Annotated in this window: 23 protein-coding genes, 1 pseudogene and 2 riboswitches; of the genes and pseudogenes, 13 read left to right on the forward strand and 11 right to left on the reverse strand. The window is 62.1% G+C overall.

The annotated features are described in order from the left end of the window. Both WBA38_RS11545 and WBA38_RS11550 read left to right on the forward strand, forming a co-directional pair. A pseudogene (locus WBA38_RS11545) lies at positions 1 to 123 on the forward strand (3-keto-5-aminohexanoate cleavage protein); the annotation flags it as partial. A gap of 117 nt (positions 124 to 240) precedes the next feature. Beyond that, a complete protein-coding gene (locus WBA38_RS11550) occupies positions 241 to 843 on the forward strand; it encodes an RBBP9/YdeN family alpha/beta hydrolase (protein ID WP_424322739.1) in 603 nt (200 codons plus the stop codon). A gap of 43 nt (positions 844 to 886) precedes the next feature. On the opposite strand, the gene WBA38_RS11555 is transcribed toward WBA38_RS11550, so the two are convergent. Next, the gene (locus WBA38_RS11555; RefSeq protein WP_424322740.1) at positions 887 to 1,747 is read right to left on the reverse strand and encodes an META domain-containing protein; all 861 of its coding nucleotides are present in this window, start codon (positions 1,745 to 1,747) and stop codon (positions 887 to 889) included. A gap of 115 nt (positions 1,748 to 1,862) precedes the next feature. Between WBA38_RS11555 and secA2 the strand changes: the two genes are divergently transcribed. From secA2 to WBA38_RS11590, 7 genes are all read left to right on the forward strand, one after another. Then, a complete protein-coding gene (gene secA2 / locus WBA38_RS11560; RefSeq protein WP_424322741.1) occupies positions 1,863 to 4,157 on the forward strand; it encodes an accessory Sec system translocase SecA2 in 2,295 nt (764 codons plus the stop codon). A 38-nt stretch (positions 4,158 to 4,195) separates the two neighbouring features. Next, positions 4,196 to 4,807 (forward strand): CDP-alcohol phosphatidyltransferase family protein, encoded by a 612-nt coding sequence (locus tag WBA38_RS11565; RefSeq protein WP_424322762.1) that lies wholly within the window; start codon positions 4,196 to 4,198, stop codon positions 4,805 to 4,807. Positions 4,808 to 4,952: 145 nt separating this feature from the next. Next, the gene (gene gcvH, locus WBA38_RS11570; protein ID WP_424322742.1) at positions 4,953 to 5,357 is read left to right on the forward strand and encodes a glycine cleavage system protein GcvH; all 405 of its coding nucleotides are present in this window, start codon (positions 4,953 to 4,955) and stop codon (positions 5,355 to 5,357) included. A gap of 377 nt (positions 5,358 to 5,734) precedes the next feature. Further along, the gene (garA, locus tag WBA38_RS11575; protein WP_424322743.1) at positions 5,735 to 6,196 is read left to right on the forward strand and encodes a glycogen accumulation regulator GarA; all 462 of its coding nucleotides are present in this window, start codon (positions 5,735 to 5,737) and stop codon (positions 6,194 to 6,196) included. Between the two features lie 41 nt (positions 6,197 to 6,237). After that, on the forward strand, positions 6,238 to 6,921 hold the full coding sequence (locus WBA38_RS11580) for a MerR family transcriptional regulator (RefSeq protein ID WP_424322763.1): 684 nt from the start codon (positions 6,238 to 6,240) through the stop codon (positions 6,919 to 6,921). A 77-nt stretch (positions 6,922 to 6,998) separates the two neighbouring features. Then, a complete protein-coding gene (locus WBA38_RS11585; RefSeq protein WP_424322744.1) occupies positions 6,999 to 7,502 on the forward strand; it encodes a bifunctional nuclease family protein in 504 nt (167 codons plus the stop codon). Positions 7,503 to 7,748: 246 nt separating this feature from the next. Further along, a complete protein-coding gene (locus WBA38_RS11590) occupies positions 7,749 to 8,417 on the forward strand; it encodes a MerR family transcriptional regulator (RefSeq protein ID WP_424322745.1) in 669 nt (222 codons plus the stop codon). 192 nt (positions 8,418 to 8,609) lie between these two features. Here WBA38_RS11590 and WBA38_RS11595 read toward each other — a convergent pair whose 3' ends face one another. Next, entirely contained in the window at positions 8,610 to 9,272 is a 663-nt protein-coding gene (locus tag WBA38_RS11595) for a hypothetical protein (RefSeq protein ID WP_424322746.1), read from the reverse strand. 126 nt (positions 9,273 to 9,398) lie between these two features. Further along, positions 9,399 to 9,497, forward strand: a riboswitch (glycine riboswitch). After that, positions 9,498 to 9,614, forward strand: a riboswitch (glycine riboswitch). Positions 9,615 to 9,672: 58 nt separating this feature from the next. Here WBA38_RS11595 and gcvP point away from each other — a divergent pair. Together gcvP and WBA38_RS11605 are read left to right on the forward strand one after the other, a co-directional pair. After that, the gene (gcvP, locus tag WBA38_RS11600; protein ID WP_424322764.1) at positions 9,673 to 12,546 is read left to right on the forward strand and encodes an aminomethyl-transferring glycine dehydrogenase; all 2,874 of its coding nucleotides are present in this window, start codon (positions 9,673 to 9,675) and stop codon (positions 12,544 to 12,546) included. A 209-nt stretch (positions 12,547 to 12,755) separates the two neighbouring features. Next, entirely contained in the window at positions 12,756 to 13,394 is a 639-nt protein-coding gene (locus tag WBA38_RS11605; protein ID WP_424322747.1) for a dihydrofolate reductase family protein, read from the forward strand. A 47-nt stretch (positions 13,395 to 13,441) separates the two neighbouring features. On the opposite strand, the gene WBA38_RS11610 is transcribed toward WBA38_RS11605, so the two are convergent. The 7 genes from WBA38_RS11610 to WBA38_RS11640 form a co-directional block, all read right to left on the reverse strand. Next, the gene (locus tag WBA38_RS11610) at positions 13,442 to 14,635 is read right to left on the reverse strand and encodes a hypothetical protein (protein ID WP_424322748.1); all 1,194 of its coding nucleotides are present in this window, start codon (positions 14,633 to 14,635) and stop codon (positions 13,442 to 13,444) included. A gap of 119 nt (positions 14,636 to 14,754) precedes the next feature. Then, positions 14,755 to 16,923, reverse strand: a complete 2,169-nt coding sequence (locus WBA38_RS11615) for a malate synthase G (RefSeq protein WP_424322749.1) — start codon at positions 16,921 to 16,923, stop codon at positions 14,755 to 14,757. A 210-nt stretch (positions 16,924 to 17,133) separates the two neighbouring features. After that, positions 17,134 to 18,210: a hemolysin family protein gene (locus tag WBA38_RS11620; RefSeq protein WP_424322750.1), complete on the reverse strand. Its 1,077-nt coding sequence runs from the start codon at positions 18,208 to 18,210 to the stop codon at positions 17,134 to 17,136. Then, positions 18,203 to 19,606: a hemolysin family protein gene (locus WBA38_RS11625; protein ID WP_424322751.1), complete on the reverse strand. Its 1,404-nt coding sequence runs from the start codon at positions 19,604 to 19,606 to the stop codon at positions 18,203 to 18,205. The genes WBA38_RS11620 and WBA38_RS11625 overlap by 8 nt, the downstream gene beginning before the upstream one ends. Positions 19,607 to 19,615: 9 nt before the next feature. Then, on the reverse strand, positions 19,616 to 21,055 hold the full coding sequence (locus WBA38_RS11630) for a GuaB1 family IMP dehydrogenase-related protein (protein ID WP_424322752.1): 1,440 nt from the start codon (positions 21,053 to 21,055) through the stop codon (positions 19,616 to 19,618). Positions 21,056 to 21,087: 32 nt separating this feature from the next. Then, positions 21,088 to 22,026: a M48 family metalloprotease gene (locus tag WBA38_RS11635; protein WP_424322753.1), complete on the reverse strand. Its 939-nt coding sequence runs from the start codon at positions 22,024 to 22,026 to the stop codon at positions 21,088 to 21,090. 77 nt (positions 22,027 to 22,103) lie between these two features. Then, positions 22,104 to 22,496: a BlaI/MecI/CopY family transcriptional regulator gene (locus WBA38_RS11640; RefSeq protein WP_424322754.1), complete on the reverse strand. Its 393-nt coding sequence runs from the start codon at positions 22,494 to 22,496 to the stop codon at positions 22,104 to 22,106. A gap of 387 nt (positions 22,497 to 22,883) precedes the next feature. On the opposite strand from WBA38_RS11640, the gene WBA38_RS11645 reads away from it, so the two are divergent. After that, positions 22,884 to 23,315 (forward strand): PaaI family thioesterase, encoded by a 432-nt coding sequence (locus tag WBA38_RS11645; RefSeq protein WP_424294373.1) that lies wholly within the window; start codon positions 22,884 to 22,886, stop codon positions 23,313 to 23,315. Between the two features lie 92 nt (positions 23,316 to 23,407). Here the strand turns inward: WBA38_RS11645 and WBA38_RS11650 are convergent, their stop codons facing one another. Both WBA38_RS11650 and WBA38_RS11655 read right to left on the reverse strand, forming a co-directional pair. Further along, the gene (locus tag WBA38_RS11650; protein WP_424322755.1) at positions 23,408 to 24,934 is read right to left on the reverse strand and encodes an NAD(P)/FAD-dependent oxidoreductase; all 1,527 of its coding nucleotides are present in this window, start codon (positions 24,932 to 24,934) and stop codon (positions 23,408 to 23,410) included. 105 nt (positions 24,935 to 25,039) lie between these two features. After that, complete coding sequence (locus WBA38_RS11655; protein WP_424294371.1) at positions 25,040 to 25,831, reverse strand: GNAT family N-acetyltransferase; 792 nt, start codon at positions 25,829 to 25,831, stop codon at positions 25,040 to 25,042. Here WBA38_RS11655 and WBA38_RS11660 point away from each other — a divergent pair. Further along, a complete protein-coding gene (locus WBA38_RS11660; protein WP_424294370.1) occupies positions 25,830 to 26,261 on the forward strand; it encodes an acyl-CoA thioesterase in 432 nt (143 codons plus the stop codon). The genes WBA38_RS11655 and WBA38_RS11660 overlap by 2 nt on opposite strands. Positions 26,262 to 26,277: the final 16 nt, after the last annotated feature.

A 26,277-nucleotide genomic window follows, 5' to 3' on the forward strand; every position in this document is an offset into this window, starting at 1 on the left:
AAGGAAGCTCGCGATATCTACCGCATCGGTGAGTGGTACGCCGACGCTGATGAGACGCTGGCCAAGCTCGGTTACGCACCGAACCGTCAGCCCGGCCAGGTCGGCTTCACCGGCCACGCCTAAGCGGCCTCCCCACATTTAGTTACCTCCCGCGGGCGGGTATGCCTTACGGCTGCCCGCCCGCGGTCGGTTTTGTCCACCACAGCTCAACACTTCAGGTAATCAGAAGGCCTCTTTGCAATGGTTGCTCAGCAAACTCCCACCTACGTCATCGTCCCGGGTCTCCGTGGCCACGTCGAAGATCACTGGCAGACCATCCTTGCCGGTCAGCTCCAGAACTCCGTGATCGTCCCGCAGGTCGAGGGCGATCCCATTCAACTCGACGCTCGCCTGGCGCTGCTCGAGAGCGTCGTTGCCGCGCAGGAAGCCCCAGTCATTCTCGTCGCGCACAGTGCGGGCGTCCCGACCACGGTGTTCTGGGCTGCACAGACCAAGCTGCCCGTCGCCGGAGCGCTCTTGGCGACCCCGCCGGACCTGACCCAAGAAATGCACGCGCCGCATCCGACGCTGGAACAGCTCAGCGACGCCGGCTGGGGACCGGTCCCGATGGACACCCTTCCGTGGCCGAGCATCGTTGTCTCCAGCACCAACGACCCGCTGGCCTCCACAGAAACGGTCGCCGAGTACGCGCAGTCGTGGGGCAGCACCTTGGTCGAAGGTGGCGAGGTCGGTCACCTCAACCCGGCTTCGGGTTACGGACCGTGGCCGCGCGCCGTGGAACTGCTTGCGCAATTGCAGACGCTCATTGGCATGGATGCCACCGTGCAAACCAAAGACGCCTAACTCCAGACCAAACGACTGACCGCTGACCGCTGACCGCGTCCGACTAGGACGCGGTCAGCCGCAGTCCCACTGTCGGGTCAGCGACGTTGGTCAGCTTCATTTCGTCACCTTCTACGGTGACGGTGGCCTTGCCCTGCAGCGCGGCGAGAACCGTCTGCTCAATCTCCATGGCATCGGGAGGGCATGCCATCCGGGTGGTAGCTATGGGGGAGAACTCGATCTCCTCGCTCGTCGGGTCCGTGGTGGCAGTCTTCGCCGTCCCGCGCATCGAATTGCAACCGGTGTTACCGCTCATCGCGCCGTCTTCGGCGATCTCGAAGTATGGCTTGGCCTCTTCCAGAGCCACCGACCGAGTGACCGCCTGCTTTGTCACAAGCGCAGTGACCTGCCAGCGGGTTCCGACCACAGGACGGTTCTCCCGTTCGACGAGGACCACCCGCTGATCGCCACGCGACAGGGTCAACGTGGTGCCCTGGAGAGCCCAGGTGACTGGATCAGCAAGAAGGTCCGATACCCATTTGTCCGTGTGCTCGCGTGGGGGCGGGCACGCCATCATCGTTCCGAAAAGATTCGATGCGGTCATCGCGTCCCCGTCGAACGTCACCATGCCGCCCAAGCCATTGCAGCCAGCATTCGCATGCAGATTGGTGGTCTTGTCGGTGGCGTTCTCAGTAAAGCCCAGAACAAGTGGTCCGCCGCCGGGAATCTCCGGCCCGGTCACGGCGTCAGAAACATATGTCTTTCCGACCAAGTCGGTCGGATCGGGTGCGGCCTCCGATGCTCCGTTGGTACACGCCGACAACGTCGTGGCCGCGAACAGAGCAAGAACACCGGCACTGAGCATGCTGGTGCGGATGAACTGCGGGGCCCGGAATCGGGGAGTACGGAATTGAGGAGTACGCATGTGCGCCACGCTACTGGATGGCCGCGTACGGTAGATCAGGATCGATCACGGGTTGCGCCGCGCGCGACCGGTAGGTCAACGCTGACGGCCAAGCTTTAGAAGGAACAGGACGCACGTGGGAAAATTCTCCAACGCGATGTGGCGCATGTTGGGCGCGCAGACTTCTCGTAACCAGTCGCAATCGCTGTCGATGATCGAAATGTCGACCAAGCACAACGACTGGGCAGCCGAGCTGTCTGACAAAGACTTCGCAGCGCAGGCCGCTGAGCTGGACATGTCGGTGGCAGAGGACCGCGCCAAGTTCTTGGCATTGGTCCGCGAAGGCGGCGACCGCACCCTCGATATGAAGCCCTTCGACGTTCAGTTGCAGGGTGCGCTGCGGATGCTTGAGGGCGACGTCGTCGAAATGGCAACGGGCGAGGGCAAGACACTCGCCGGTGCCATTGCCGCGATTGGTTACGCCCTCGACGGCCATCAGATCCACGTCGTATCGGTCAACGATTACCTCGCCAGTCGCGATGCCAAATGGATGAAGCCGCTGTACGACCTTTTTGGAATTTCGGTCGCCTCGATCAGTGAGCACTCCACCCGCGAACAACGACAGGCGGCCTACGACGCCGATGTCACCTATGCCTCGGTGAACGAGATCGGTTTCGACGTCCTGCGTGATCATCTCGCCCTCACCGTCGAAGACCTGGTGGCACCGCAACCCGACGTGGTCATCGTTGATGAGGCCGACTCGGTCCTCGTTGACGAAGCCCTGGTTCCGTTGATCCTCGCCGGTTCAACCGATGCGGAGATCCCAAATAGTGCCATCCACGAAGTGGTCGCGCATCTGCGCCCAAAGCACTACGAACTCGATTCGGACGGCAAAAACGTCTCGCTGACCGACGAAGGCGCACAATTCGTCGAGTCGACGCTCGGTGGTATCAACCTGTACGACGAACAGCATGTCGCGTCCACCCTGGTGCATGTGAACGTCGCGCTCTACGCGTATTACCTACTCGAGCGCGATGTCGACTACATCGTGCGCGATGGCGGCATTCACTTGATCAATGCTGCCCGCGGACGCGTGGCACGACTGCAGCGGTGGCCAGACGGTGTTCAGGCGGCCGTCGAATACAAGGAGGGTCTCAACCCGACCGAGGCCGGTGAAGTGATCGACACGATCACTGTGCAGGCGCTGATCGGCCGTTACCCCCGGGTCGCTGGGATGACTGGTACGGCGATCGCCGCCGGCGAGCAGTTCCGCCAGTTCTACGACCTCGCGGTGTCGCAGATCCCGCCGAACGCGCCGAACATCCGCAAGGACGATCCGGACCGCGTCTACGACAACAAAGCACACAAGGTCGAGGCCGTCGTAGATTTCGTCGCTGAGATCCACGAGACCGGCCAGCCGATTCTGATCGGTACCCACGATGTGGCGCAGTCGGAGGAACTCGCGTACTTCCTGGAGCGCGCGGGCGTGCCATCGGTGGTCTTGAACGCGAAGAACGACGCCGAGGAAGCCGTCATCATCGCCGAGGCCGGGCGCAAGGCTGCGGTCACCGTGTCGACGCAGATGGCCGGACGAGGCACCGACATTCGCTTGGGCGGTTCGGACGGCGACGAAGAAGCCCGCGAAGAGGTCCTCAAACTCGGTGGGCTCTGTGTCGTCGGTACTGGCCGCTACGACACAGAACGTCTCGACAATCAGTTGCGGGGGCGCGCCGGACGTCAGGGAGACCCAGGCCGGTCGGTGTTCTTCTCAAGTATGGAAGACCCGCTCGTCACGAAGAACCTGACACATCAGCGTGAGCAGCAGTCGGAGTCCGCTGACGGTTCGCTGGGAGCCAAGGGCGTCGAGAGCGTGGTGAACGCGCAGAAGATCGCTGAAGGCGCGATGCTGCAGCTGCACGCGAACACCTGGGACTACAACAAGCAGGTCAATGAGCAGCGCAACTCCATCGTCCGCCGTCGGATGAAGGTGCTTGAAACTGACTTGGCGCTCACTGATCTCAGGGAAGCCGAGCCGGAGCGCTATGCGGAACTCGCGGAGACCGTCGACGAGCCAGTTCTGGTCGAGGCTGCCCGACAGATCGTTCTGTACCACCTGGACCGTGTTTGGGCTGATCATCTGGCGTATATCGCCGATGTGCAGGCAAGTATCCACTTGCGGGCGCTCGGTGCTCAAAGCCCCCTCGAGGAATTCCACAAGCTGATCTTCGCCGAGTTCACCAAGTTGTCCGACGAAGCGATGGAGGCGTCCCGAAAGACGTTTGTCGACGCCACCATCACCAACGATGGTGTCGATCTGGGCTTGGAAGGCCTGCATCGTTCGACGATGACCTGGACTTACCTGGTTCACGAGAATCACTTTGCGTCGGCGGGAGCGCAAGCCATCCAAGGCATTGTCGGAATTTTCCGATGATCGATACGTCACCGTCTGAACCGTCACGGCCTGTGGAAATGCCGTCCGGGGGACACCTCGAAGAGGTGGAGCGGAGCGACGCAATCTGGACAGTGCCGAACGCGCTGAGCGTGCTGCGTCTGCTGCTGATTCCGGTCTTCATCTGGCTGTTGCTGGTTGAAGAGTCGGCGGGCTGGGCGTTCGTCGTCCTATTTGTGTCGGGGTGGACTGACTGGCTTGACGGTAAGTTGGCTCGCTGGCTCGGGCAGTCGTCCAAGCTGGGGGCACTGCTCGATCCGGCCGCCGACCGCCTGTACGTGATCATCATCCCAATCTGTTTTGGCATTCGGGAGTTTGTCCCGTGGTGGCTGATCGGGCTGATCATTGCGCGCGATGTGCTGCTCTTTGCGACGGTGCCGTTCTTGAAGTCGCGGGGGATCACCGCGTTGCCCACGCTGTACATCGGCAAGGCAGCCACGTTTGCCCTGATGAGCTCGTTCCCCTGGCTGCTTGCCGGCCAAATTGACGGGGTCATTGGGACCATCGCGTTTCCGTTCGGCTGGGCCTTCCTGCTGTGGGGTGTCGGTCTCTATCTGTGGACGCTGGTCCTGTACTGGGTTCAGACGATCCAGGTGGTCCGCAAGGTGCCGCGGGCCTCGGTCACAGCCTGATTACGCATTGCGGCCCGACCCGGGTTGATGCGGGTTCTGTTGGCCCCGCACGTTAAAGTCATTGACGCACAACTCGCTTGCCGCAACGGCGCAGCAAGTGAGGAAAACATCGAAGTCTTCGACAGTCGTCGTGAAAGGACGAATCGTGAGCGACACCAAAATCCCCGAAGAGCTCCGCTACACCGCCGAGCACGAGTGGATTAGCAAGGTCGGCGACAAGACCGTCCGGGTGGGTATCACCGATTTCGCCCAGGACGCGCTCGGGGACGTGGTGTTTGTTCAGCTTCCTGACGTCGGATCTGATGTTGAGAACGGAGAGTCCTTTGCCGAGGTGGAGTCCACCAAGAGCGTTTCGGACATCTTTGGACCGCTGGATGGCACCGTTGCCGCGGTCAACGACGCGCTCGAAGGTACTCCGGAGTTGGTGAACTCGGGTCCGTATTCGGATGGTTGGCTGGTGGAGATCACCGTGGCCGACGATGCGGATCTGGACGCGATCCTCGGTGCAATGCTTGATGCCGACGGCTACAAGGCAGCCATCGGTTCCTGAGCGGAATCCTGAGAGCCCGGTATCAGTCGGGCTGACCCGAAGTCGGCGTGCGCGCTTCGGCGATATGATTGGTCAAGTACGACAAACGCTCTCGAAGGGCTGAGGATCCCCGCCGGTAGGCGAGGAATTCTAAACGACTTCGGGCGGCGTTTGGACAAAGGCGGTAGGTTCACTTAGAAGGTTCCTGCCCGGCATTCGCTCACTTCAATGGCGAGGTGGGTCGAGTGTGTGTGTTGAAACAGCGAATGAACGTCAATTGTGTGGCAACACCGGACAATTGGGGTTTGTGCAGGTACCTCGAACGACTCGTATAGGACCCAACCCGGGGACTGTGGAGTCAGCAAGTCACGGCGGGGTGCGTTGACGATGAAGGAGATGTGGTGAGCGGTAACGACAACGGCTTTGAGGCGCCCGTGGAGACGACTTCGGTCTTCCGCGAGGACTTCATCAAGGAAGTAGACGCCCCAGCGACGTCGAACGAGCCGGCCGATACCGGTGTCGAGCGACTGTCGCCGGGCACGGCTCTGTTGGTGGTGAAGCGGGGACCCAACGCCGGGTCGCGCTTCCTGCTCGACCAGCCGACAACGTCGGCGGGACGCCATCCCGATAGCGACATTTTTCTCGATGACGTGACGGTGAGTCGGCGCCACGCCGAGTTCCGTCGCAATGGCGACGATTTCCAGGTGGTCGATGTCGGCAGCCTGAACGGTACGTACGTCAACCGCGAACCGGTTGATACGGCCACCCTCACCAGCGGTGATGAGGTCCAGATCGGTAAGTTCCGGTTGGTCTTCCTGTCCGGCCCGCGCGCCGGAGAAGCTGGTGCCGCGCTGTCGTGACGTCGTCTGCTGCGCGCGAGAGCGGTGCCAGCGACCGCACAATGTCGATCGGTGCAGTCCTGGGCATCCTCCGAGATGAGTTCCCGGATGTCACGATTTCGAAGATCCGATTCCTCGAAACTGAAGGATTGGTTACTCCGGATCGAGCTCCTTCGGGGTATCGCCGGTTCAGTGATGCCGACTGTAAGCGTCTGCGTTTCGTGCTGACGGCTCAGCGGGATCGGTATTTGCCGTTGAAGGTGATTCGCGAACAGCTTGACGAAATGGATGCGGAGTCCGCCAGCGGCGGCTCCGGTCCTCGTCTGTTGTCGTCTGCGCGCAGTGCGGTGGCACCGGCCACCGACTTCAGTTCCCGCGGGGGACGAGTTGATCGGGAGACTCTGATGGAGCGCACCGAGGTTGACTCGGCTTTTATTTCTGAGTTGGTCCGCAACGGATTGCTGACGGCCGGGCCTGGCGGCTTCTTCGACGAAGATGCCGTCCGACTGGTTGAGGCGGCCGCCGCACTCGCCAACTTCGGCTTGGAATCGCGGCATCTGCGTGCGTTCAAAATTAGTGCCGACCGCGAGGCGGGCTTGGTTGCACAGATTGCCGGACCTATCGCCAAGGGTCGGGGGACCGGTGCGCGTGATCGCGCGGAGGAATTGGTCCGCGAGATGGCTGCGCTATCGGTGACGCTGCATACGCAGTTGGTCAAGGCCGCCGTTCGCAGCGCCCTTGACTGAGGCGTCCTCCGGTCGGCAGCGCCGACCGTATTTGCAGCGTAACCTGTATTTCTAGAGACTTTCGAGGAGGGGAAATCATGGGTGAGATGCGTGTTGTAGGCATTCGGGTTGAGCCCCCTCAGAATCAGCCGGTGCTTCTGCTTCGTGAGGTTGACGGTGCCCGCTATTTGCCGATTTGGATCGGCCAGAGCGAAGCTGCGTCGATTGCACTTCAGCAGCGCGGCGTTGAGCCACCGCGGCCATTGACCCACGATTTGGTGGTCAATCTGTGCGAGGCCTTTGGGCGCACGCTGGAAATGGTGCGAATCGTGGACATGCAGGAGGGCACTTTCTACGCTGAGCTCGTTTTCGATGGCGACGTGGTGGTCGAAGCACGACCATCAGATGCGATTGCGATTGCGATGCGTGCCGACGCGCAGATTGTTGCTGCCGACGATGTGCTCGACGATGCCGGGATGTTGATGCCCGAGGAGCAGGCCTCGAACGCGGATGAAGAAGTAGTCGGTGACGACGAAGTCGAGGCTTTCCGGGAGTTTCTGGATCAGGTGTCGCCGGAAGATTTTCTGGGGCCCGAAGCCTAAATTTTGGCGAATGGTGAGGCGACGCGCCGGGGCGTTCGGTCACAAGAATGTCTCTGCCAAGTCACCATTTATCTAAACCTGAACTTTAGGTTGAGGTTTACCGCGAGTCGCGTTGATTGAGGCCGCGGAAGTCCATACTTTTGATCTCGACAGCCAGCGCATCCAGCGAGGGCAACACTTAGTCAGTGGTCCGGAGTACCCTTGCATTGGGATCCACCGGCCCGAGTCTTGTGTAAGGGAGCTACCGTGGGCGATTTTCCGTCAGATTCGCAGACCGGCGACGGCACGACGGGCGACGCTATGTCGACCGAAAGTGCAACGTCGACCGACAGCGCGGCATCGACGCCTGCCATGCCCGTTCAAGGTGGCCTGGACGAGATTGCCCCTGGCATTTTCCCGAACGACACCGTGCCCGACGATCTCGTCGGTTACCGGGTTCCTACCGCATGCCAGATCGCCGGAATCACTTACCGCCAACTCGACTACTGGGCCCGTACTTCGCTCGTTGTGCCGTCCATCCGGGGGGCGCAAGGATCGGGTAGTCAGCGCCTCTACTCCTTCAAGGACGTCCTCGTTCTGAAGATCGTGAAGCGACTCCTCGACACCGGTATCTCCTTGCAGAACATCCGGGTGGCAGTCGATCACCTCCGTAAGCGCGGCGTCGAAGACCTCGCTCGCATCACGTTGTTCTCCGACGGCACCACCGTTTATGAATGCACCTCCGCTGAAGAGGTCGTTGACCTCCTGCAGGGTGGGCAGGGAGTCTTTGGCATCGCAGTTTCCGGTGCCATGCGCGAGCTCACCGGCACCATCGCCGACTTCCCAGGCGAACGCGCCGACGGCGGCACCAGCGAAATCTCGCCCGAAGACGAACTCGCAGCGCGCCGAAAGAACCGCAGCCGCAAGACCGGATAGGGACTACGGGAGTCGGTTGCCTACGCCGAGTCATCGCGTACGCATGCGCGCCTGTCGTCTGATCTCCACGCTCTGCCGACTGAAGTAGTTCCTGGTCCGGCGGTTCATCAGGAGATAGCAGTAAAAGATGAACGGCACGAGTGGGATGGCCATTATCAGGAGAAATGCGACGAGAATTCCGATGTCCATCAATTATCCGTTCGTGGCGATGAAGCCGGCTCCTAATATGGCGATCACGAAGAACATCACGAGCAGGATCATGCCGATGATGTTCAGCCAAAGCATCGTCAGAAAGTACGTGTAGGCGCCGCGCGAACCGCGAAGTAGCGCGATTCCGGCTGGCAGATTGATGGCGACGATGACAGCCGTGAAGATGTCGGCGACGATGACGATAATCCGCACGGTCTTGAGGCCCTCGACGGTGATGTCGGGCTGACTGTCGAGGGCGGTCCACCATTGGATCAAGGTGGCGTCGTTGGTGAACATCAGTGGAAGCAGGACCAAAAGGCACAGGACCGATCCGATGATCACCACCCATCCGTAGAAGGTCACCTGCCACGGGCGAACTAGCGCCGCTTGTTCAGCGGTATTCGTTAGCTCGAACGACGGGGCAAACACCGGGCCGACAGCAGGCATCTGTGTCGGAACCGGGTGAGCCTGCCCGTGCTGCCAGGAAACCGCAGGCTGGCTGTAGGCGAGAGGTCGATGCGCGGGCTGGCTGTAGGCGAGCGGTGGATTCGCCTGCGGCGGGCGCGACGGTGCGATCGGTGGTTGGATGGGAGGACGAATCGGCGCTTGCGGCGGGCCTGGCGGGCGAACCGGCGGTTCAGGTGGCGGGATTGTTCCGGAAGGCATCTTTCGATGTTATGGACTGATCATGGGCGTCGACCAGACTGCAAACGAACGAATGTTCGGCTGTGACCAGGTCTGCGGTCGTGGGCTGCGGATTTGCCGGGATTCCTTGGTATCCTGATCGGGCGCCGCAACGCTGCGGGAGAGCGTTGTCCGGGAAGCCGGACGACCGCCGAAGGAGCAACACCTCTCCGTCAAACTCTCAGGCACCCGGACCGTGGTTGCTGACGGCGCCTCTGGAAAGTGGTTGGAGCACGCTCCCACCCGCCCACGGTGAAAGGCTGCGGTGACCCGCAGCCGAATCTCTCAGGCGCTGCCGGAAAGCAGCATGACAGAGGGAGAGGGCCCGATCCTGTGCGCGCCTGTCCGGTGTGTGCCGGACCCACACGAGCAAGGTGCCCTCTTGTCGAACCACGGTTCTGAGTTCTCCAGCCGCCACCTCGGCCCCGATAGCGGCGAACTCGCCACCATCCTTGATGTCCTCGGCGTAGCGTCGCTCGACGAACTCGCGACGCAGGTCGTTCCGGCCGTCATCGCCGACGGCGTCGACGCGAACGGCATCGCCACCGGGCTGGACGCGCTACCTGCCCCGCTGACGGAATCACAGGCCACTGCCGCGATGCGTGCCTTGGCCAGCCGCAACGTAGTTGCCCGCTCGATGATCGGCCTCGGCTACTACGACACGCACACCCCCGGTGTCATCAAGCGCAACGTTCTTGAGAACCCCGCCTGGTACACCGCGTACACGCCGTACCAGCCGGAAATCAGCCAGGGTCGCCTCGAAGCCCTCATCAACTTTCAGACCATGGTGTCGGACCTGACGGGCATGGAGATCGCGAACGCGTCAATGCTCGATGAAGGCACCGCCGCAGCTGAAGCGATGACGCTGCTGCGTCGCGCGGGCAAGTCGAAGTCGAACAGGATTGTGGTCGACGCTGACCTGTTCCCGCAGACCCGCGCCGTGATCGACACGCGCGCCCTTCCGCTTGGCATCGAGGTCGTCGAAGCCGACTTGGATTCCGATGCCGACAACGCAGGTCTTCCGGAGGGCGAGTTCTTCGGAGTGATCGTCCAGACGCCCGGTGCGTCAGGCCGCATCCGGGACCTAGCTCCGATCATCGAGGCCGCACACGAACGCGGTGCGCTCGTTGCCGCTGGCGTCGACCTGCTGGCCGCCACCCTGATCACGCCTCCCGGCGACCAGGGTGCCGACGCCTGCTTTGGCACCACGCAGCGCTTCGGTGTGCCAATGGGCTTCGGTGGACCGCACGCGGGCTACCTTGCGGTTCCTGCCGCTCGTACCCGCCAGCTGCCCGGCCGGCTCGTTGGTGTCTCGAAGGATGCCGACAACAACGTTGCCTACCGGCTCGCCCTGCAAACGCGAGAGCAGCACATCCGTCGTGAGAAGGCGACGAGCAATATCTGCACCGCCCAGGTTCTGCTGGCGATCATGGCCGCCATGTACGCCTCGTACCACGGTCCTGCCGGACTCCGGGCCATCGCGCAGCGCGTTCACGACCACGCGGTGGCCCTCGCCGATCAGTTGACGGGCGCAGGCATTACCGTCGAGCACGCGGCGTTCTTCGACACCCTGACCGTTCGAGTTGACGGCAAGGCCGCCCAGATCGTTGAGGCCGCGAAATCGCGTCACAACATCAACTTGCGGCTGATCGACGCTGACCGCGTCGGCGTTGCCTGCGACGAGACCACCACCGCGGCCGACATTGCGAATGTTCTCGACGCCTTTGGTGCAGCTGATGCCAAGCCCGCTGCGTTTAGTACCTCGATCGCCAACCGCACCAGCGAGTACCTGACGCATCCGGCGTTCCACCTCCACCGGACCGAGACCGCGATGCTCCGCTACCTGCGGATGCTGTCGGACAAGGACATTGCGCTCGATCGCAGCATGATCCCGCTGGGCTCCTGCACCATGAAGCTCAATGCCACGACCGAGATGGAGCCGGTCACGTGGCCTGAGATTGGGGGCTTGCACCCGTTTGCCCCGCTCAGTGACAGCGAAGGCATCCGCGAACTGATTAGCCAGTTGGAAGACTGGCTCGTCGCGGTCACCGGCTACGACCGGGTCAGCCTGCAGCCGAACGCCGGCTCACAGGGTGAGTACGCGGGGCTTCTCGCGATCCGGCAATATCACCTCTCACGCGGCGATGACGCTCGCGACGTGTGCCTGATTCCGTCCAGTGCCCACGGCACCAATGCGGCCTCCGCCGTGATGGCCGGGATGCGCGTTGTGGTTGTTGCCAGCCGTGACACCGGTGACGTCGACATCGACGATCTGCGAGCCAAGATCGAGAAGCATCGCGATGAGTTGGCAGGCATCATGATTACTTACCCCTCAACTCACGGGGTTTTCGAGCACGAGGTCACCGACATCTGCGACGCGGTCCACGCGGCTGGCGGTCAGGTGTACGTCGACGGCGCCAACCTGAATGCGCTCGTCGGTCTGGCTCGCCCCGGCCAATTCGGTGGCGACGTCTCGCACCTGAACCTGCACAAGACCTTCTGCATCCCGCACGGCGGTGGCGGCCCCGGCGTCGGACCGGTCGCCGTTCGCGAGCACCTCGCTCCCTTCCTGCCGAGCAACCCGCTGGCCACTGAGCTGCCGCAGACGGGGATCACGATCTCGGCGGCGCCCTATGGCTCGGCGTCGATCCTGCCCATCACGTACGCCTACATCGCGATGATGGGGGCGGAAGGTTTGCGCTCGGCGACGCTTACGGCGATCGCCTCCGCCAACTACATCGCTCGTCGCCTACAGGACTACTACCCGGTGCTGTACACGGGCGAGGGCGGCTGGGTCGCTCACGAGTGCATCCTCGACCTGCGTGAGCTGACGAAGGACACCGGCGTCTCGGTCGACGACGTCGCAAAGCGTTTGGCAGACTACGGTTTCCACGCACCGACGATGAGCTTCCCGGTGGCTGGCACCTTGATGGTGGAGCCAACCGAAAGTGAGAACCTCGCCGAGATCGACGCGTTCATCGACGCGATGATCGCAATCCGCGGGGAAATTGACAATGTTGCCGATGGCACCTGGACCGTCGACGACAACCCCCTCGCGGGTGCCCCGCACACCGCTGAATCGCTGGTAGGGGAATGGAACCACGGCTACGACCGACTCGTCGCCGTCTACCCGAACGGACTGCCTTCGTCGGGTGCCCGTCCGAAGGTGTGGCCGTCGGTCCGCCGCATCGACGGCGCCTTCGGCGACCGCAACCTCGCTTGCAGTTGCCCGCCGATCTCGGCTTTCGCCGAGTAACGCCCGTCGACCGTCCCTTTTCTGTCACGACGCGACGGTCGTACGTCGACCAGACCGTCACCGATCACCTCGATTGGTGACGGTCTGGTTGGTTCGTGACGGAAAAGGGAGAAGCGCGGAGCGCGAAAACGGTGAGAAATCGGGTCTCATTGAGTCTGGCGGTAGGCCGCATACGGGGTTAGGATCACCGAATCCGATCGGAGGCTGCAATGTCAAAAGTCCGGGTGCACAATCTGCACATCTCGCTCGACGGATTCAGTGCTGGCGACTTCGTCACCTTCGACAAACCCATGGGGGACGCCCGGAGCCTGTTCGCCTATTTCGATGGACGAGTAATCGATGGCGTGCACCACATCGACGACCCCATCACGGCCGATCGCCTCATCATCAGCGGGTGGAGTCAGGGAATTGGCGCGGAAATCATGGGCCGTAAGAAGTTCGGTCCACAGACCGGTCCATGGCGGAGTGAGGACGACTGGCGAGGATGGTGGGGTGACGCGCCACCGTTCGGGACCCCGGTGGTGGTATTGACGCACTATCCGCGGGACCCCATCGAGTTCGACAACGGAACGGTCTTCCACTTCTTCGACGGCACCCCGGAACAGGCGCTCGCGTTCACACGGGATCTCGCTGGTGACGGCGATATTCGCCTCGGCGGAGGTCCCTCGTCAGTCCGCGACTTCCTCCACGCTGGCCTCGTTGACTTCATGCACCTGATCTTCGTCCCCACGGTCCTGGGGACCGGGGTCTCGATCTGGGACGGGTCCGCAGACTTGCAGAAATCCTTCGATATCGAATCGATCACCACCGGGACCGGACTTACCCACCAGTTCTGGAACCGAAAATAGTAACCGCAGATGACAGTGCGGCGGCTGAGGGAAGATCGGATCCGCTGCTAGAGCGTCGCTGCCGGGTAGACGATCTTGTTTACCGAAATGGCCGCCTCGGGTGCGGGTTGCGGCATCGGATCGGTGACGGCGTCGAACGCTACCGTTGCCGTAGGCGCGGGGAGCGGGCCGGGGCCACGGAAACCGAGCTTCGTGAGAGTTTCCATCTGCATCGGCTTGCGGGCGTAGGTGAAGAACTCGGCCACGGCGTCACTAGCGTGGGCCGGAATCAATTCGCTGGCCAACTTGATGAACGGGTAGTCGGCGACCGGCGTCTGCCCCTTGGGTGCGACGACGGCGACCTTTGCGGCTTGATCGTCCTTAGTGATCACGTAGAGATGTTGTTCGGTAACCGGGACTGCGCGTACCGGCGTATCGGACGGATCGGTCGTTTTGGCGATAGATTTCACCGCAGCGTCGATTGACCCGTCGCCGACGCTCGGCGGGGCCGACATCATCTGATTGAGCGCATTGACGACCTCGGGCGACGTTGCTTGCTGCGGGGTCAGTGCCTCGGTAGCGCCAGTGGTGGCTGCGGCGATGGCCTGTCCAGCGAGTGCGGTGGCGTCAGATTGCGGCCCATTGGGCATCGCGATCCGCAACGATCCCCACGACCGCTTCCCGAAATCAGCTAGTGAATTGGCACGGGTCTGTGCGGGTAAGTCCGACCACGCGAGGTTGCCGTCAATCGCTTTAGCGATCTCCGGTTCCATTGCCAGGCGCACCGGCGACGACACCAGCGACTCCGGATTGCCTTGCAGCAAACCAGCATTGGTTGTTTGCAAGGCGGACGACCAGATGGCTGACTCGGGTACCCAGGCTGCGGGGAAGGCGCCGAAGGCATTGGCATCCCACGTTTTGGCCGTCAGTCCTTCCAAGGTGGCACGGGCATCGGCCGGTCGAACATCGATCGTGATGCAGTGGTCGCGCACCACCGGTTTGGTCGCGTTGAAACTCTTCGCGATCTCTTGGAGTCCAGGTGCCAACGCGGGATCTGCGACGACCGAAACGGTTGCGGCTCCCTCGAGGCAACTGCCAGCGGCGACGGGTTGCTCATTGTCGATTCGGTCGCCGAGCAGGGACCACGATGTGACCGCACCTGCGATCAGAATGATGGCCAGCAACGTCCCGACGAGCGGACGGCTAACAAGTTGCCGACGTCGATCCCCCGCGTTGTGCCGACCCCGATTTTGGTTTGCCACTGATCGTCCTCCTCCGGCGATTCGTGTCATGCCCGGCAGGTGCACTCGAGCCCGGACCGAGTTTCGGCCCGGGCTCGAGTGCAGTACACCTACTCGTGTATATCAGGCGTTACCGCTTTTTAGGCGTTGGCAGCCTTGAACTCGCGACGCGCCGCGTGCAGCAGCGGTTCGGTGTACCCGCTAGGCTGCGTTGCTCCCTGCAAAACTAGGTCCTTGGCAGCCTGGAAAGCGATGTTGCCGTCGAAGTTCGGTGCCATCGGACGGTACAGCGGATCGTCGGCGTTCTGGCGGTCGACGACCGGAGCCATGCGCTCCAGCGCAGCGACAACATCGGCCTCAGTGACGATGCCGTGGCGAATCCAGTTGGCGAGCAACTGGCTGGAGATGCGCAGCGTGGCGCGGTCTTCCATCAGCGCGACGTCGTGGATGTCGGGGACCTTGGAGCATCCGACACCGTGATCGATCCAGCGCACCACGTAGCCGAGGATCGACTGGCAGTTGTTGTCCAGTTCCTCGCGCTTTTCTTCCTCGGTCCAGTTCGGGTTCGCCGAGAGCGGGATGGTGAGGATGTCGTCGACGTTCGCCGGGTCTCGCTTGGCGATGTCGTTCTGACGCTCGAAGACGTCGACCTCGTGGTAGTGCAGGGCGTGCAGGGTGGCTGCGGTCGGTGACGGCACCCAGGCGGTGTTGGCGCCGGCCTTCGGATGACCAATTTTCTGTTCAAGCATGTCGGCCATCAGATCGGGCATGGCCCACATGCCCTTACCGATTTGCGCCTTGTGCTGGAGGCCAGCGTGCAACCCGGTGTCGACGTTCGAATCCTCGTACGCGTTGAACCAGGTTTGGCCCTTGATCTCGGCCTTGCGAACGAAGGGTCCCGCCTCCATGGAAGTGTGGATTTCGTCTCCGGTGCGGTCCAGGAAGCCGGTGTTGATGAACACGACTCGCTCGGCCGCTGCCTTGATAGCGGCGGCAAGGTTCACCGAAGTGCGGCGCTCCTCGTCCATGATGCCGACCTTGATGGTGTTCGCGGGCAGACCGAGAACCTCTTCGACGCGGCCGAACAGTTCACTGGTGAAAGCGACCTCGTCGGGACCGTGCATCTTGGGCTTCACGATGTAAATCGATCCGGTCCGTGAATTCTGCAGGCCGTCGGCGCTCATGCCGTGGATGCCGATCGCCGAGGTTACGAGGGCGTCGAGAATGCCTTCGGGGACCTCGTTGCCGTTGGCGTCGAGGATGGCCGGGTTGGTCATCAGGTGGCCGACGTTGCGGACGAACAGCAGGCTTCGGCCGTGCAGTTCCACCTCGCCGGTGCCATCCGGGCTGGTGTAGACCCGGTTGGGGTTCAGGGTGCGAGTGAAGGACTTTCCGCCCTTGCTAACCTCTTCGGCGAGATCGCCCTTATTGAGCCCCAGCCAGTTGTGGTAGCCGAGCACCTTGTCATCAGCGTCGACCGCGGCAACGGAATCCTCGAAGTCCATGATCGTGGTGACGGCCGACTCAACGGCGACGTCCTTGACGCCAGCAGCGTCGGTGGCACCGATGGGGGAGTTAGCGTCGATCTGGATTTCCAGGTGCAGTCCGTGGTGACGGAGCAGGATGCCGGTGGGTGCCGACGGCTCACCGGTGTAGCCGGCAAAGGCGGTCGGGTCAGCGAACGTGGTGGTCTGACCGTCGCCGAAGGCGGCAACAACGTCGCCGTCAACGACCGTGTAGGAGGTGACGTCGGCATGGCTGCACTGCTCCAGCGGCACCGCCTTGTCGAGAAAGGCCTTGGCGAAGGCGATGACCTTGTCGCCGCGAACCTTGTTGTACGAACTGCCCTTTTCCGCACCGCCGGTCTCTGGAATGGCATCGGTGCCGTACAGCGCGTCGTACAGCGAACCCCAGCGCGCATTGGAGGCATTCAATGCGAAGCGGGCGTTGAGGATTGGCACCACAAGCTGCGGGCCGGGAACGTTGGTGATCTCTTCGTCGACGTTGGCCGTCGTGATCTGGAAATCATCGGGCACCGGCACCAGGTAGCCGATTTCCTGGAGAAAGGCCTTGTACTCGGCGAAGTCGAAGTCCTTGTGGTCGCGGTGCCAGGCGTCGATCTTGGTCTGGAGTTCTTCGCGAACATCGAGCAGTTCGCGGTTTCGGGGAGCGAGGTCGTTGATTACGGCCGCTGCGCCCGCCCAAAACTTCTCGGGGTCTACTCCCGTACCGGGGAGGGCCTCATTGTTGACGAAGTCGTACAGGACTGTGGCAACCTGCAGTCCGTTGACGGTGACGCGATCGGTCATGGCAACCTTTCCTTAGCGAGTACTTAACTACTCGAAACTCCATATGCGAGGTCCGGGGACCCCAATTTTTTGGAACGTTGACTGTGTGCCGACTAGCTCCGGCGACAGCCCGCCCAACAATTATCCATGGTACAAGGGGTTACTGGCCAGTATCTCCGGGACTCTGCGGTATGTGACGAGCATCGTCAGGTCCCGTGACTTTGCTAGCCGTTACACCCGGTGGGTGGAATCCCGGAGATCGCCGATAAACGATTCGGCGAGATCTGCCAGGGCGAGGACTCCGGTTATCGTGCCGCCTTCGTCAACCACGGCACCCAAGTGAGCACTGGCGCGCCGCAAGATCACCGTCGCTTCGTTCAGCGGCATCGTCGAACGAATCTTGGGTAGCGGTCGAATCTGGTCGACGCCGATCAACGAGTCGGGGCCCACCGTCTCATCGAGGATGTCGTCGAGGACATCCTTGATGTGGAGGTAGCCGATGAAGGAGCCATCAAGGCCCAGCACGGGGAATCGGGAAAAGCCCGTTTCGCGGACGGCGCTTTCAACCGACCCGAGGCTCGGACCCAAACCACCCGTTGCGGCATCGAGTTGGACGTTCACGCTCCGGACGGCCGTCAACGGAATCATGACTTCTGACGCTGTTCGTTCGACGGTCGTCAACGCGCGTGTCAGTCGTTCATGCTCTTCGGCGTCGAGCAGACCGAGTTCACGCGACTCACCAATCATCGACGCGAGTTCGGTTTCGTTGACGGTGGTAGCCAACTCATCCTTGGGCTGCACGCCAGCCAACCGTAAGGCCAGGTTGGCGGTCCAGTTATAGAACCCGATCAGCGGACGTACTAACCGCATGAACCACAGGTGCGTCGGCACCAACAGCATCGCAACCTTTTCCGGACCGGCCAGGGCGATGTTCTTCGGAACCATTTCGCCGAGCAGGATGTGGAGTATCACGACGATCGCGAGGCCGATCGCGAAGGCAATCGGATGAAGGAGTCCTTCCGGGACATTCATCCATTCCAGCGGGCTGCTGATGAGGTGCGCGATCGCCGGTTCTGCGACACGTCCCAGCAGGATTGAACAGATAGTGATGCCCAGCTGAGAACCAGCCAGCATCAGCGATAAATGCTCGGACGCCGAGATCACGGTTCGGGCGCGTTTCTTGCCGCCTTCTTCGAGCGCGACCAGGCGGTCGCGTCGAGCCGCGATCAGCGAGAACTCGGCCGCCACAAAAAATGCATTGGCGGCCAACAGCACCACGGCCAGCATGATGCCCCAGATATCACCCACGTCGGTCTCCGCTCTGGTTTGTCTCTGGTGGTACCGCCGACTGCGTGCCGTTGATAATGGTCATCCACACTTTGTCGACGCGCCGCTGATCCATCTGGACGACGGTGGCCCGCCACTGCGGTTCAGGGTCGTCGTGCATCAAACTGCCTGCCGTTTCGTGCTGGGGAAGGTCCACGATGTCGCCGGTTCGCGGAATCCGGCCGAGTTGGAACATGATGAGGCCGCCAAGAGTTTCGTACGAACCCTCGGGTGCGCGATAGCCGATCGCGGTCTTGACTTCGTCCAGTCGCAAGAGCCCGGAACACCGGTAGCCGTTGCCGACGGGCGTTACGTCGGATTCTTCGACGTCGTGTTCGTCGGTCACATCGCCAAGAATCTCTTCGACGAGATCCTCTGAGGTCACCAGTCCCGCAGTACCGCCGTATTCGTCGATCACCACGCACACTTCCAAACCGCTGGAAGAAATGCGATCCATGAGTGAGTCCCCGTCCAAACTGTCCGGAACTCGGGTCACCGGGCGGGCGAGCGAACGCAGCGATGTGGTCGCCAGGCTTTGTGGGGGGAGCGTAAATGCCTGCTTGATGTGCACGACGCCCACCAGGTTGTCGAGATCGCCAGCCTCAGCGATGAGGAATCGAGAGTGCCCCGTGCGCGATGCTGCCGAGATGAGGTCGCGGACCGAGTCGTTAGGCTCGAGCGATTCGATGCGAACGCGCGGTGTCATCAAGTCTTCGGCTGAGAGGTCGCCAAACCGTAGCGAACGGTCGATCAGCATGGCGGTGTCGGGGTCGAGTGCCCCGCGCAGTGCCGAATTGTGAACCAGCGCAGCAAGTTCCGCGGCCGAGCGGGCTGAGCCCAACTCTTCGGTCGGCTCGATGCCGAGACGTCGGACCAGCGCATTCGCCGAATTGTTGAGACCGTTGATGGCGATCCTAAAGAATGCCGAAAACATCGACATGGGCGACGCGGTGGCACGCGCCACCGCCAGGGGCTTCGCGATGGCGAGATTCTTCGGGATCAACTCGCCGAGCACCATCGACAGCGACGTCGCGATGATTAGTGCCAATGCCAGCGAGACGCCGGAGATAGCGCTCTCGGGAACCCGCATCGCGCTCAACATCGGGTCGAAGAGTTTCGCCAGTACCGGTTCGGCGATATAACCGGTGACCAGAGTGGTGATCGTGATACCGAGTTGCGCGCCCGAAAGTTGGAACGACAGCGAACGGTGCGCGCGATCGACGGCGTGTGCACGCCGATCATTACGGCTCGCGACGTCGGCCGCGATCGTTGATCGTTCAAGCGCGGTCAGCGAAAACTCGCCCGCGACGAACAGTGCGGTGCCCAACGTCAGGGCGATGAAACCGGCCAGACTCAGAACAATGATGAGGATTTCCACGAGGGTCGATCACCATCCGCCCGGGAGCGGGCGGCCTTCGGCGAATCCAGCGGCCGACTGTACGCCCAAAACCACGTGGTCATGAAGCTGCTGCAGCGTGGTAGCTCCCACGTAGGTGGCGGTGCTTCGGACACCCGAACATATGTGGTCAATCAAATCTTCAACTCCGGGTCGGTCGGGATCGATGCGGATACGCGAGGAGGAGATGCCCTCCTCGAAGAGTGACTTGCGGGCGAGGTCGTAGGCGGCGTCGCCCGCTGACCGCGCGGCGACAGCCCGTTTGGAGGCCATTCCGAAGCTGACTTTGTATTCGCCGGTAGCGTCGCTATGCAGGTCGCCGGGAGATTCGTAGGTCCCCGCGAACCACGATCCGACCATCGCATTCGAGGCCCCCGCAGCGATGGCAAGTGCGACATCTCGCGGATGACGGATGCCGCCGTCGGCCCATACCGCGGCGCCGTGTTCACGTGCGGCGGTCGCACATTCGGCGACCGCGGAAAACTGCGGTCGGCCGACGCCAGTCATCATGCGGGTGGTGCACATGGCACCGGGTCCGACGCCAACCTTGATGATCGAAGCGCCCGCGTCGATTAAGTCAAGCGCACCGCGTGCGGATACGACGTTCCCCGCTGCGAGCGGAACCCCGAGGTCGGCTTTCGCGATCGCCGACAGCGCCGTCAACATCTTCTCTTGGTGGCCATGTGCGGTATCGACGACAAGGAGATCGGCACCGGCGTCGACGAGTGCCCGAGCTTTACCGACGACGTCGCCATTGATGCCGACCGCCGATGCGATTCGCAATCGGCCAGCGGCATCGACGTTGGGCTGATAGATGCCAGCTCGCAATGCCCCCAGGCGGGTGAGGACACCAACCAGTGCGCCTTCGTCGTCGGTCAGCACCGCCAGGTCCGCATTCGCTTCGACGAGCACATCGAAGACCTGGCGTGGATCAGTGTCGGCAGGCAGCGTTACTGGGATCGGCAGTGCATTCGACCCAAGATCGGTGAACAGGTCGATGTCGTGGCCGGGTAGTGCGCGCGGCACCAAGCCGATCGGGACGCGATGGTCGTCCACGACGACAGCTACACCGTGGGAGCGTTTCGGGATTAGTGCCTGAGCATGTGCCATGAGATCCGAAGCCGTCAGGACTACCGGTGTTTCGGCCACTAGGCTCCGCGATTTTACGTAGGCGATGGTGCTGGCCGCGGCGTCGATCGGTACGTCTTGGGGGAGCACCACGAGGCCACCTCGTCGGGCCACTGTCTCTGCCATCCGCTTTCCAGCAATTGCCGTCATGTTGGCGACGACCAATGGGATTGTGGTGCCGGAGCCGTCGTTCGTAGACATGTCGACGTCAAAGCGCGACGCGACCGCCGAACGGTTGGGCACAACGAATACATCGTCGTAGGTGAGATCGTGGTGCGGCGAGTGGCCTTCGAGGAATCGCATGTCAATAGCCTTTCGCAGCGGACTCGTGCACGTCAGGAATGGGCGATCAACCGACTCAATTCGGTGAGCCACGGGATCGCGACGGCGAGCGTCGGAATCACGAGAATCGCAGCTGCCAGCAAGTAGGCCGTCGCGGAGAGATGAAAGCCCGGCTTCACGTAGCCGAGGCGGCGAATGCGGATTACCGTGGTCGGTCCGCCGACCGCCATGGCACCACTTGGCGCGACCGCATCAACGCACGCAACGAGGGCGCGCCCGACGGTTGTGGGAGTGGTGGCGCGGGCAGCCTGATCGTCGGCGAGGGCCTCAGCAAGCAACTCCACCGCACCGAGCGCCGATTTCGATCGGACAAATCGGGGGAAGGCTTCGTGGGCGGCGATGAAGGCTTCCAGAACCAGGTCGTGGCGGGCACGCAGGTGGGCGCGCTCATGGGCAATAACGGCGGCAAGCTCGGCATCGTCGAGCCGGCCCAGAATGCCTTCACTGAGAACAACCCGACGGCGAAGCCCGGGCAGGCAGTAGGCGAGCGGTGCGGGGACGTCGAGAATGCGGATGTCGCGGCCGTTCTCGCGACTGCGCCCCACGTTGTCGACAAGGTCGATGAGCGCGCGGTGCGCGTTGCGACGGGCGCGGGTGCGGATGCCGACACGAACGACGGTGTACATCAGGCGGGCACCGACAACGAGGGTGAGGATAAAGACGGTCACATAGACCGTCCACATGACGATGCCCAAGCGCTCAATTTCGGCGAACGGGTTGCTGGTGGGCGTTCCGTCGGCTCCGGGTGCCAGCAAGTTGGCTGCGATCGCGAGCCCGGTACTGAAAGCCGAGAGGACGGCGGCCAGAGCGATAGATTGCCAGAGCGTCATTGCCGCGCGTGGAGCGTGCAGTGGCCATGTGGCGCGAGAAAGTGCCGCCGGAATCGGGCCGACCAAAGCGATGGTGAGGATGCCGAACAGCAGTGCGGTCATCGGCCTTCCTCAGCTAGTCAGAGTCGGTATTAAGCGGTCGTCGGTATTTTATGCGGGATCGGGATTTCTCGCTGCGGTTAGCGGTGGCTGGTGCGCCCGGCCTCGAGTTCATCTAGGGCTTCGCGGAGTGCCGTGGCCTCATCTGCGCCGACTCGTCCAACGAATGAGACGAGTGCTGCATGGCGTGAGCCCGGAGCATCGGTGCTGGTGAGCGCTTCGACCATGAGGTTGGCGACCAGATCCTCTCGAGGGGAGGTTGCCTTGTACTGGTGTGCGCGATCGTCGCGGATCTGGGTGACCAGGCCCTTCTTGGTGAGACGCTGCAGTACGGTCATGACGGTGGTGTAGGCAAGCGTGCGATTGGCAGCGAGTTCAGCGTGAACCTGGCGCACCGTCTGCGGTGTCGCCGAAGCCCACAACGTGTCCATCACGGCACGTTCGAGATCGCCCAATCCATTCATCTTCTTCATTCTACGTCGCTTCCCGGTAATAGCCGATTTATGCCAGTGGAGGGGTGTGAATCCTCGGCCTCTTGCGGTCTTTGCTGAATGTTCGGCTGTCTATGGGTCCAACGTCCTACGACGCTCCGTAGTTCCCGATTCGCGGAATGGTTGTCCAGGTCACATCCGGACCGGACGGGATCTTTGGAAAGGGCCACACTGTTGACAGTGGAACTAAGGGTAGCCTACGGTAATTATCAAGGATCGCGTGAGTGTCCTGAGGGCTGCAGAGACCCCCGGTCCGCGACGACGGCCCCCGCGTTCAGCAACTGACCGCGGGGGCCGCCGACGTTCCCTGGCCCTTCCCACCGCGCCCCGGCACACGCGGTGCGGTCCGGAAGTGGCAATGTGCACGGTATGGAAAACGCAGATCACGCAATTGACGTCACTCAGGCTCGAGGCTTCGACAAATTTCTGGGGTTTACCGTGAGCCACGCCGACGGCGATGGAATCCGGGGGACCATGGAGATCACCGAGAATCACCTACAGCCGTTCGGATTGACGCACGGCGGTGTTTACTGCGCGCTCGCCGAAAGCGCCGCCAGCATTAGCGGCTTCTGCTGGTTGCAAGAAACCGGTATCGGCGGCACTGCGGTCGGTGCCAACAACTCCACCGATTTCCTGCGGTCGGCGACCAGCGGAACACTGTCGGTGTCGACGACGCCAATCCATCGAGGGCGCCGCCAGCAGCTGTGGCAGATCGACATCACCGGTGATGATGGCAAGCTCGTCGCGCAATCGCGAGTGCGCCTGCAGAACATTCCGATGCCGACACTGCCAGCCGAGTAGTCCGTCTCCGACGGTCCTGTTCGAATGACTGCGGTCCCCGACAGCTTTCGCTATCGGGGACCGCAGTCATTCCGGCTGATGTGCGCCGAAGGCTAGTCCGTCGACTCTTTCAGGACCTTTTCTTCCACCAGAGCTTCGTCGATGACGATCTCATCGGTGGTTGTGGCCTTTGCTGCCTTGGCCGCGGCGTGCTGGGTATCCGCGGCCTCTTTAGCCTGAGCCTGTGCGGCGGCAGCTTCCGCTCGCGCCGCATCCGCCAGGCGCAGGCGGTCCACATACGACAACTCTGTCAGGGCGGACCGCGCATAGACCTGCTGCTCGGTCACCGCGAGTTGGGTGCGGCCGCGCGAGGAGAACGCAAAGAACCAGTTGATGAAGGTGTTGAGGCGATTGCGGAAGCCCACCATGTACACCAGGTGCAGGGCGAGCCAGCCGAGCCACGCGATGTACCCTTCGGTCTCGAACTTCCGTTTGGTACCGGGAATCGGCACCTGCATGACGGCGCTGAACCGGGACACCGTCGCCATCGAACCCTTATCGAAGTAGCTGAACGGCTTGCGTTGCTCGGGTGTCTGGCCCTTACGAATCTCGGCGAGGATCGCGTCGGCTGCGTACCTGCCACCTTGGATTGCGCCCTGTGCCACGCCAGGCACATTCTCGACGGCCATCATGTCGCCGACAACGAAGATATTCGGGTAGCCGGGAATCGCCAGATCGGGGCCCACCTTGACGCGACCCGCCCGGTCGAGTTCCACTCCGGTCTGATCGTTGAGGACCTTGCTAAGCGAGGATGCCTGCACGCCAGCCGACCACACCTTGCATTGGCTCAAGATCCGACGCGTGCTGCCGTCTTTGTCCTTGACCGTGAGGCTATCGTAATCGAGGTCGGTGACCATCGCGCCAAGCTGAACGTCGATCCCCATGCCTTCGAGGCGCTGTTTGGCCTTCTGGCCCAATTTGGGACCGAACGGTCCCAACACGGCCGACGCGGCGTCGAGCAAGATGACATTGGCGTCGGCGGGATCAATGTTCCGGAAGGATCCTTCCAACGTCTTGGCGCTCATCTCGGCGATTTGGCCAGCCAACTCCACGCCGGTCGGACCTGCGCCGATGACGACGAAAGTCAGCAATTTGCGCTGCTCGGCCGGATCGTTCGATAGTTCGGCCTGTTCAAACGCGCCGATGATGCGGCCGCGCAACTCGAGGGCATGGTCGATGGTCTTCATTCCGGGCGCGTACTCGGCGAAGCGGTCGTTGCCGAAGTACGACTGGTCGGCACCGGCGGCCACGATGAGGTCGTCGTAGTACGTTTCGGTGACGCGCTCGAGCAACTGGGAGCGAACCGTCTGGGTCTTCACATCGATGTCGAATACCTCACCGAGGAGAACGCGAGCGTTCTTCTGCTTTCGCAAAATTACGCGCGTGGCCGGAGCGATTTCACCCTCGGCAACGATCCCGGTGGCCACTTGGTAGAGCATCGGTTGAAACAGGTGATGGGTGGTCTTTGCGATCAGCGTGATGTCAACGTCGGCCTTCTTGAGACGCTGCGCCGCAAAAAGTCCGCCGAAACCCGAGCCGATGATCACTACCTGGCGGCGACGCCGCAAGCTGCTGGTCATGGATGCGCTCCTGGGTGCTCGTTCATGTGGCAAAAGCCTCGTGGGTTGGTTCGGTGTCGAAAATGCTGCAATGGGAACTTCTGTGCCAACGGTAGTACGCCAGCGTTACGCGGTCATCCCGGCGGTGCCGGGTTGCAGTCGATGCCGTCCCGGCGGCGGGTGCTTTCGGCCCGCTTCCTGAGGGAGTGCATGCGATGGGCCTCGATTGCGGCGCCAATTGGCGCGCAAGACCTCGTATTCCACCTCGCTACCGGTGAAGCCGTCGTCGAATTGTTCGCGCCGGAGATGCTCGGTAGCCAGTCGCATGCCTAGCTTCTGCATCACCCGCTGCGAGCGGATGTTGTCGGGGTGGGTGCTCGCAAAGATGCGTTCGGTGTCGGTGGCGGTGAACGCGAAGGCCATGAGGGCCGAAGCCGCCTCGGTAGCCAGTCCGCGGTGCCATGACGAGCGTTGCAGACGGTAGCTGAGTTCGAGTTCGATCAGTGCCGAATGCCGGGGGAGTCGAAGCCACACCCAGCCGGCAAACTGATCGGAGCGACGGTCGAACGCGACCCAAAGGCCGGTGTCGTGGTCGCGGAATTGTGCCTGCGAGCGGGGAATCACCCAGTCGACGATCGTTGACTGGGGCGTGGGCTCACCGCCGCTCACAAACCGCATTACTTCGCGGTCGGAATCGAGCCGTTGAAGCAAATTGGCATCGTCAACAGCTACCGGTCGAAGCCGAAGTCGTCTGGTGCCGATGTCCACTCGGCGAGTGTATCGGCGACCGCTGACAATCTGCCAGGACTTGCTCAGCTTCGGCGAGGCGACGGGCGGAGCTTGGGGTGAACTGGTGAACGGCGGTGTGTGGGTCCCGGCGATCGGGAATGTCAGACCCGGGCGATATGGTGCAGCCATGTCCGAAACACCGTATGTGGTCGAGATCCAATTGCGCTGGGGCGACATGGATCCCCTTAACCACATCAACAATGTGCATTACGCACGCATTGTTGAAGAAGCCCGCGTGCGCGCCATGCGCGATTGGTTCACCGCTGCCGATCGCGAGTTCTCGATGCTCATTGCTCGGCAAGAGATCGAGTTCGTTACGCCATTGCTGTACAGCCCTGATTCCGCGCTCGTAGAAATCTGGGTATCGAGAATGGGAACCAAGTCGTTCGATTTTGGCTACCGCATCAAGTCTGCCGAAGGCGAAACGTGCGCACTCGCTGAAACCACCTGCGCCGTGGTCGATCCCGCCACCGGACAACCCGTAGTTATCGCGGAGGCCGCACGTCGCTACCTGGAAAACCAAATGGGACCGGAAGTGGAGTTCCGGCGACGTCGATGATCGGCACGCACGAGTA

It is taken from the genome of Gordonia sp. (in: high G+C Gram-positive bacteria) (genome assembly GCF_049647785.1).
Classification (GTDB): Bacteria; Actinomycetota; Actinomycetes; order Mycobacteriales; family Mycobacteriaceae; genus Gordonia.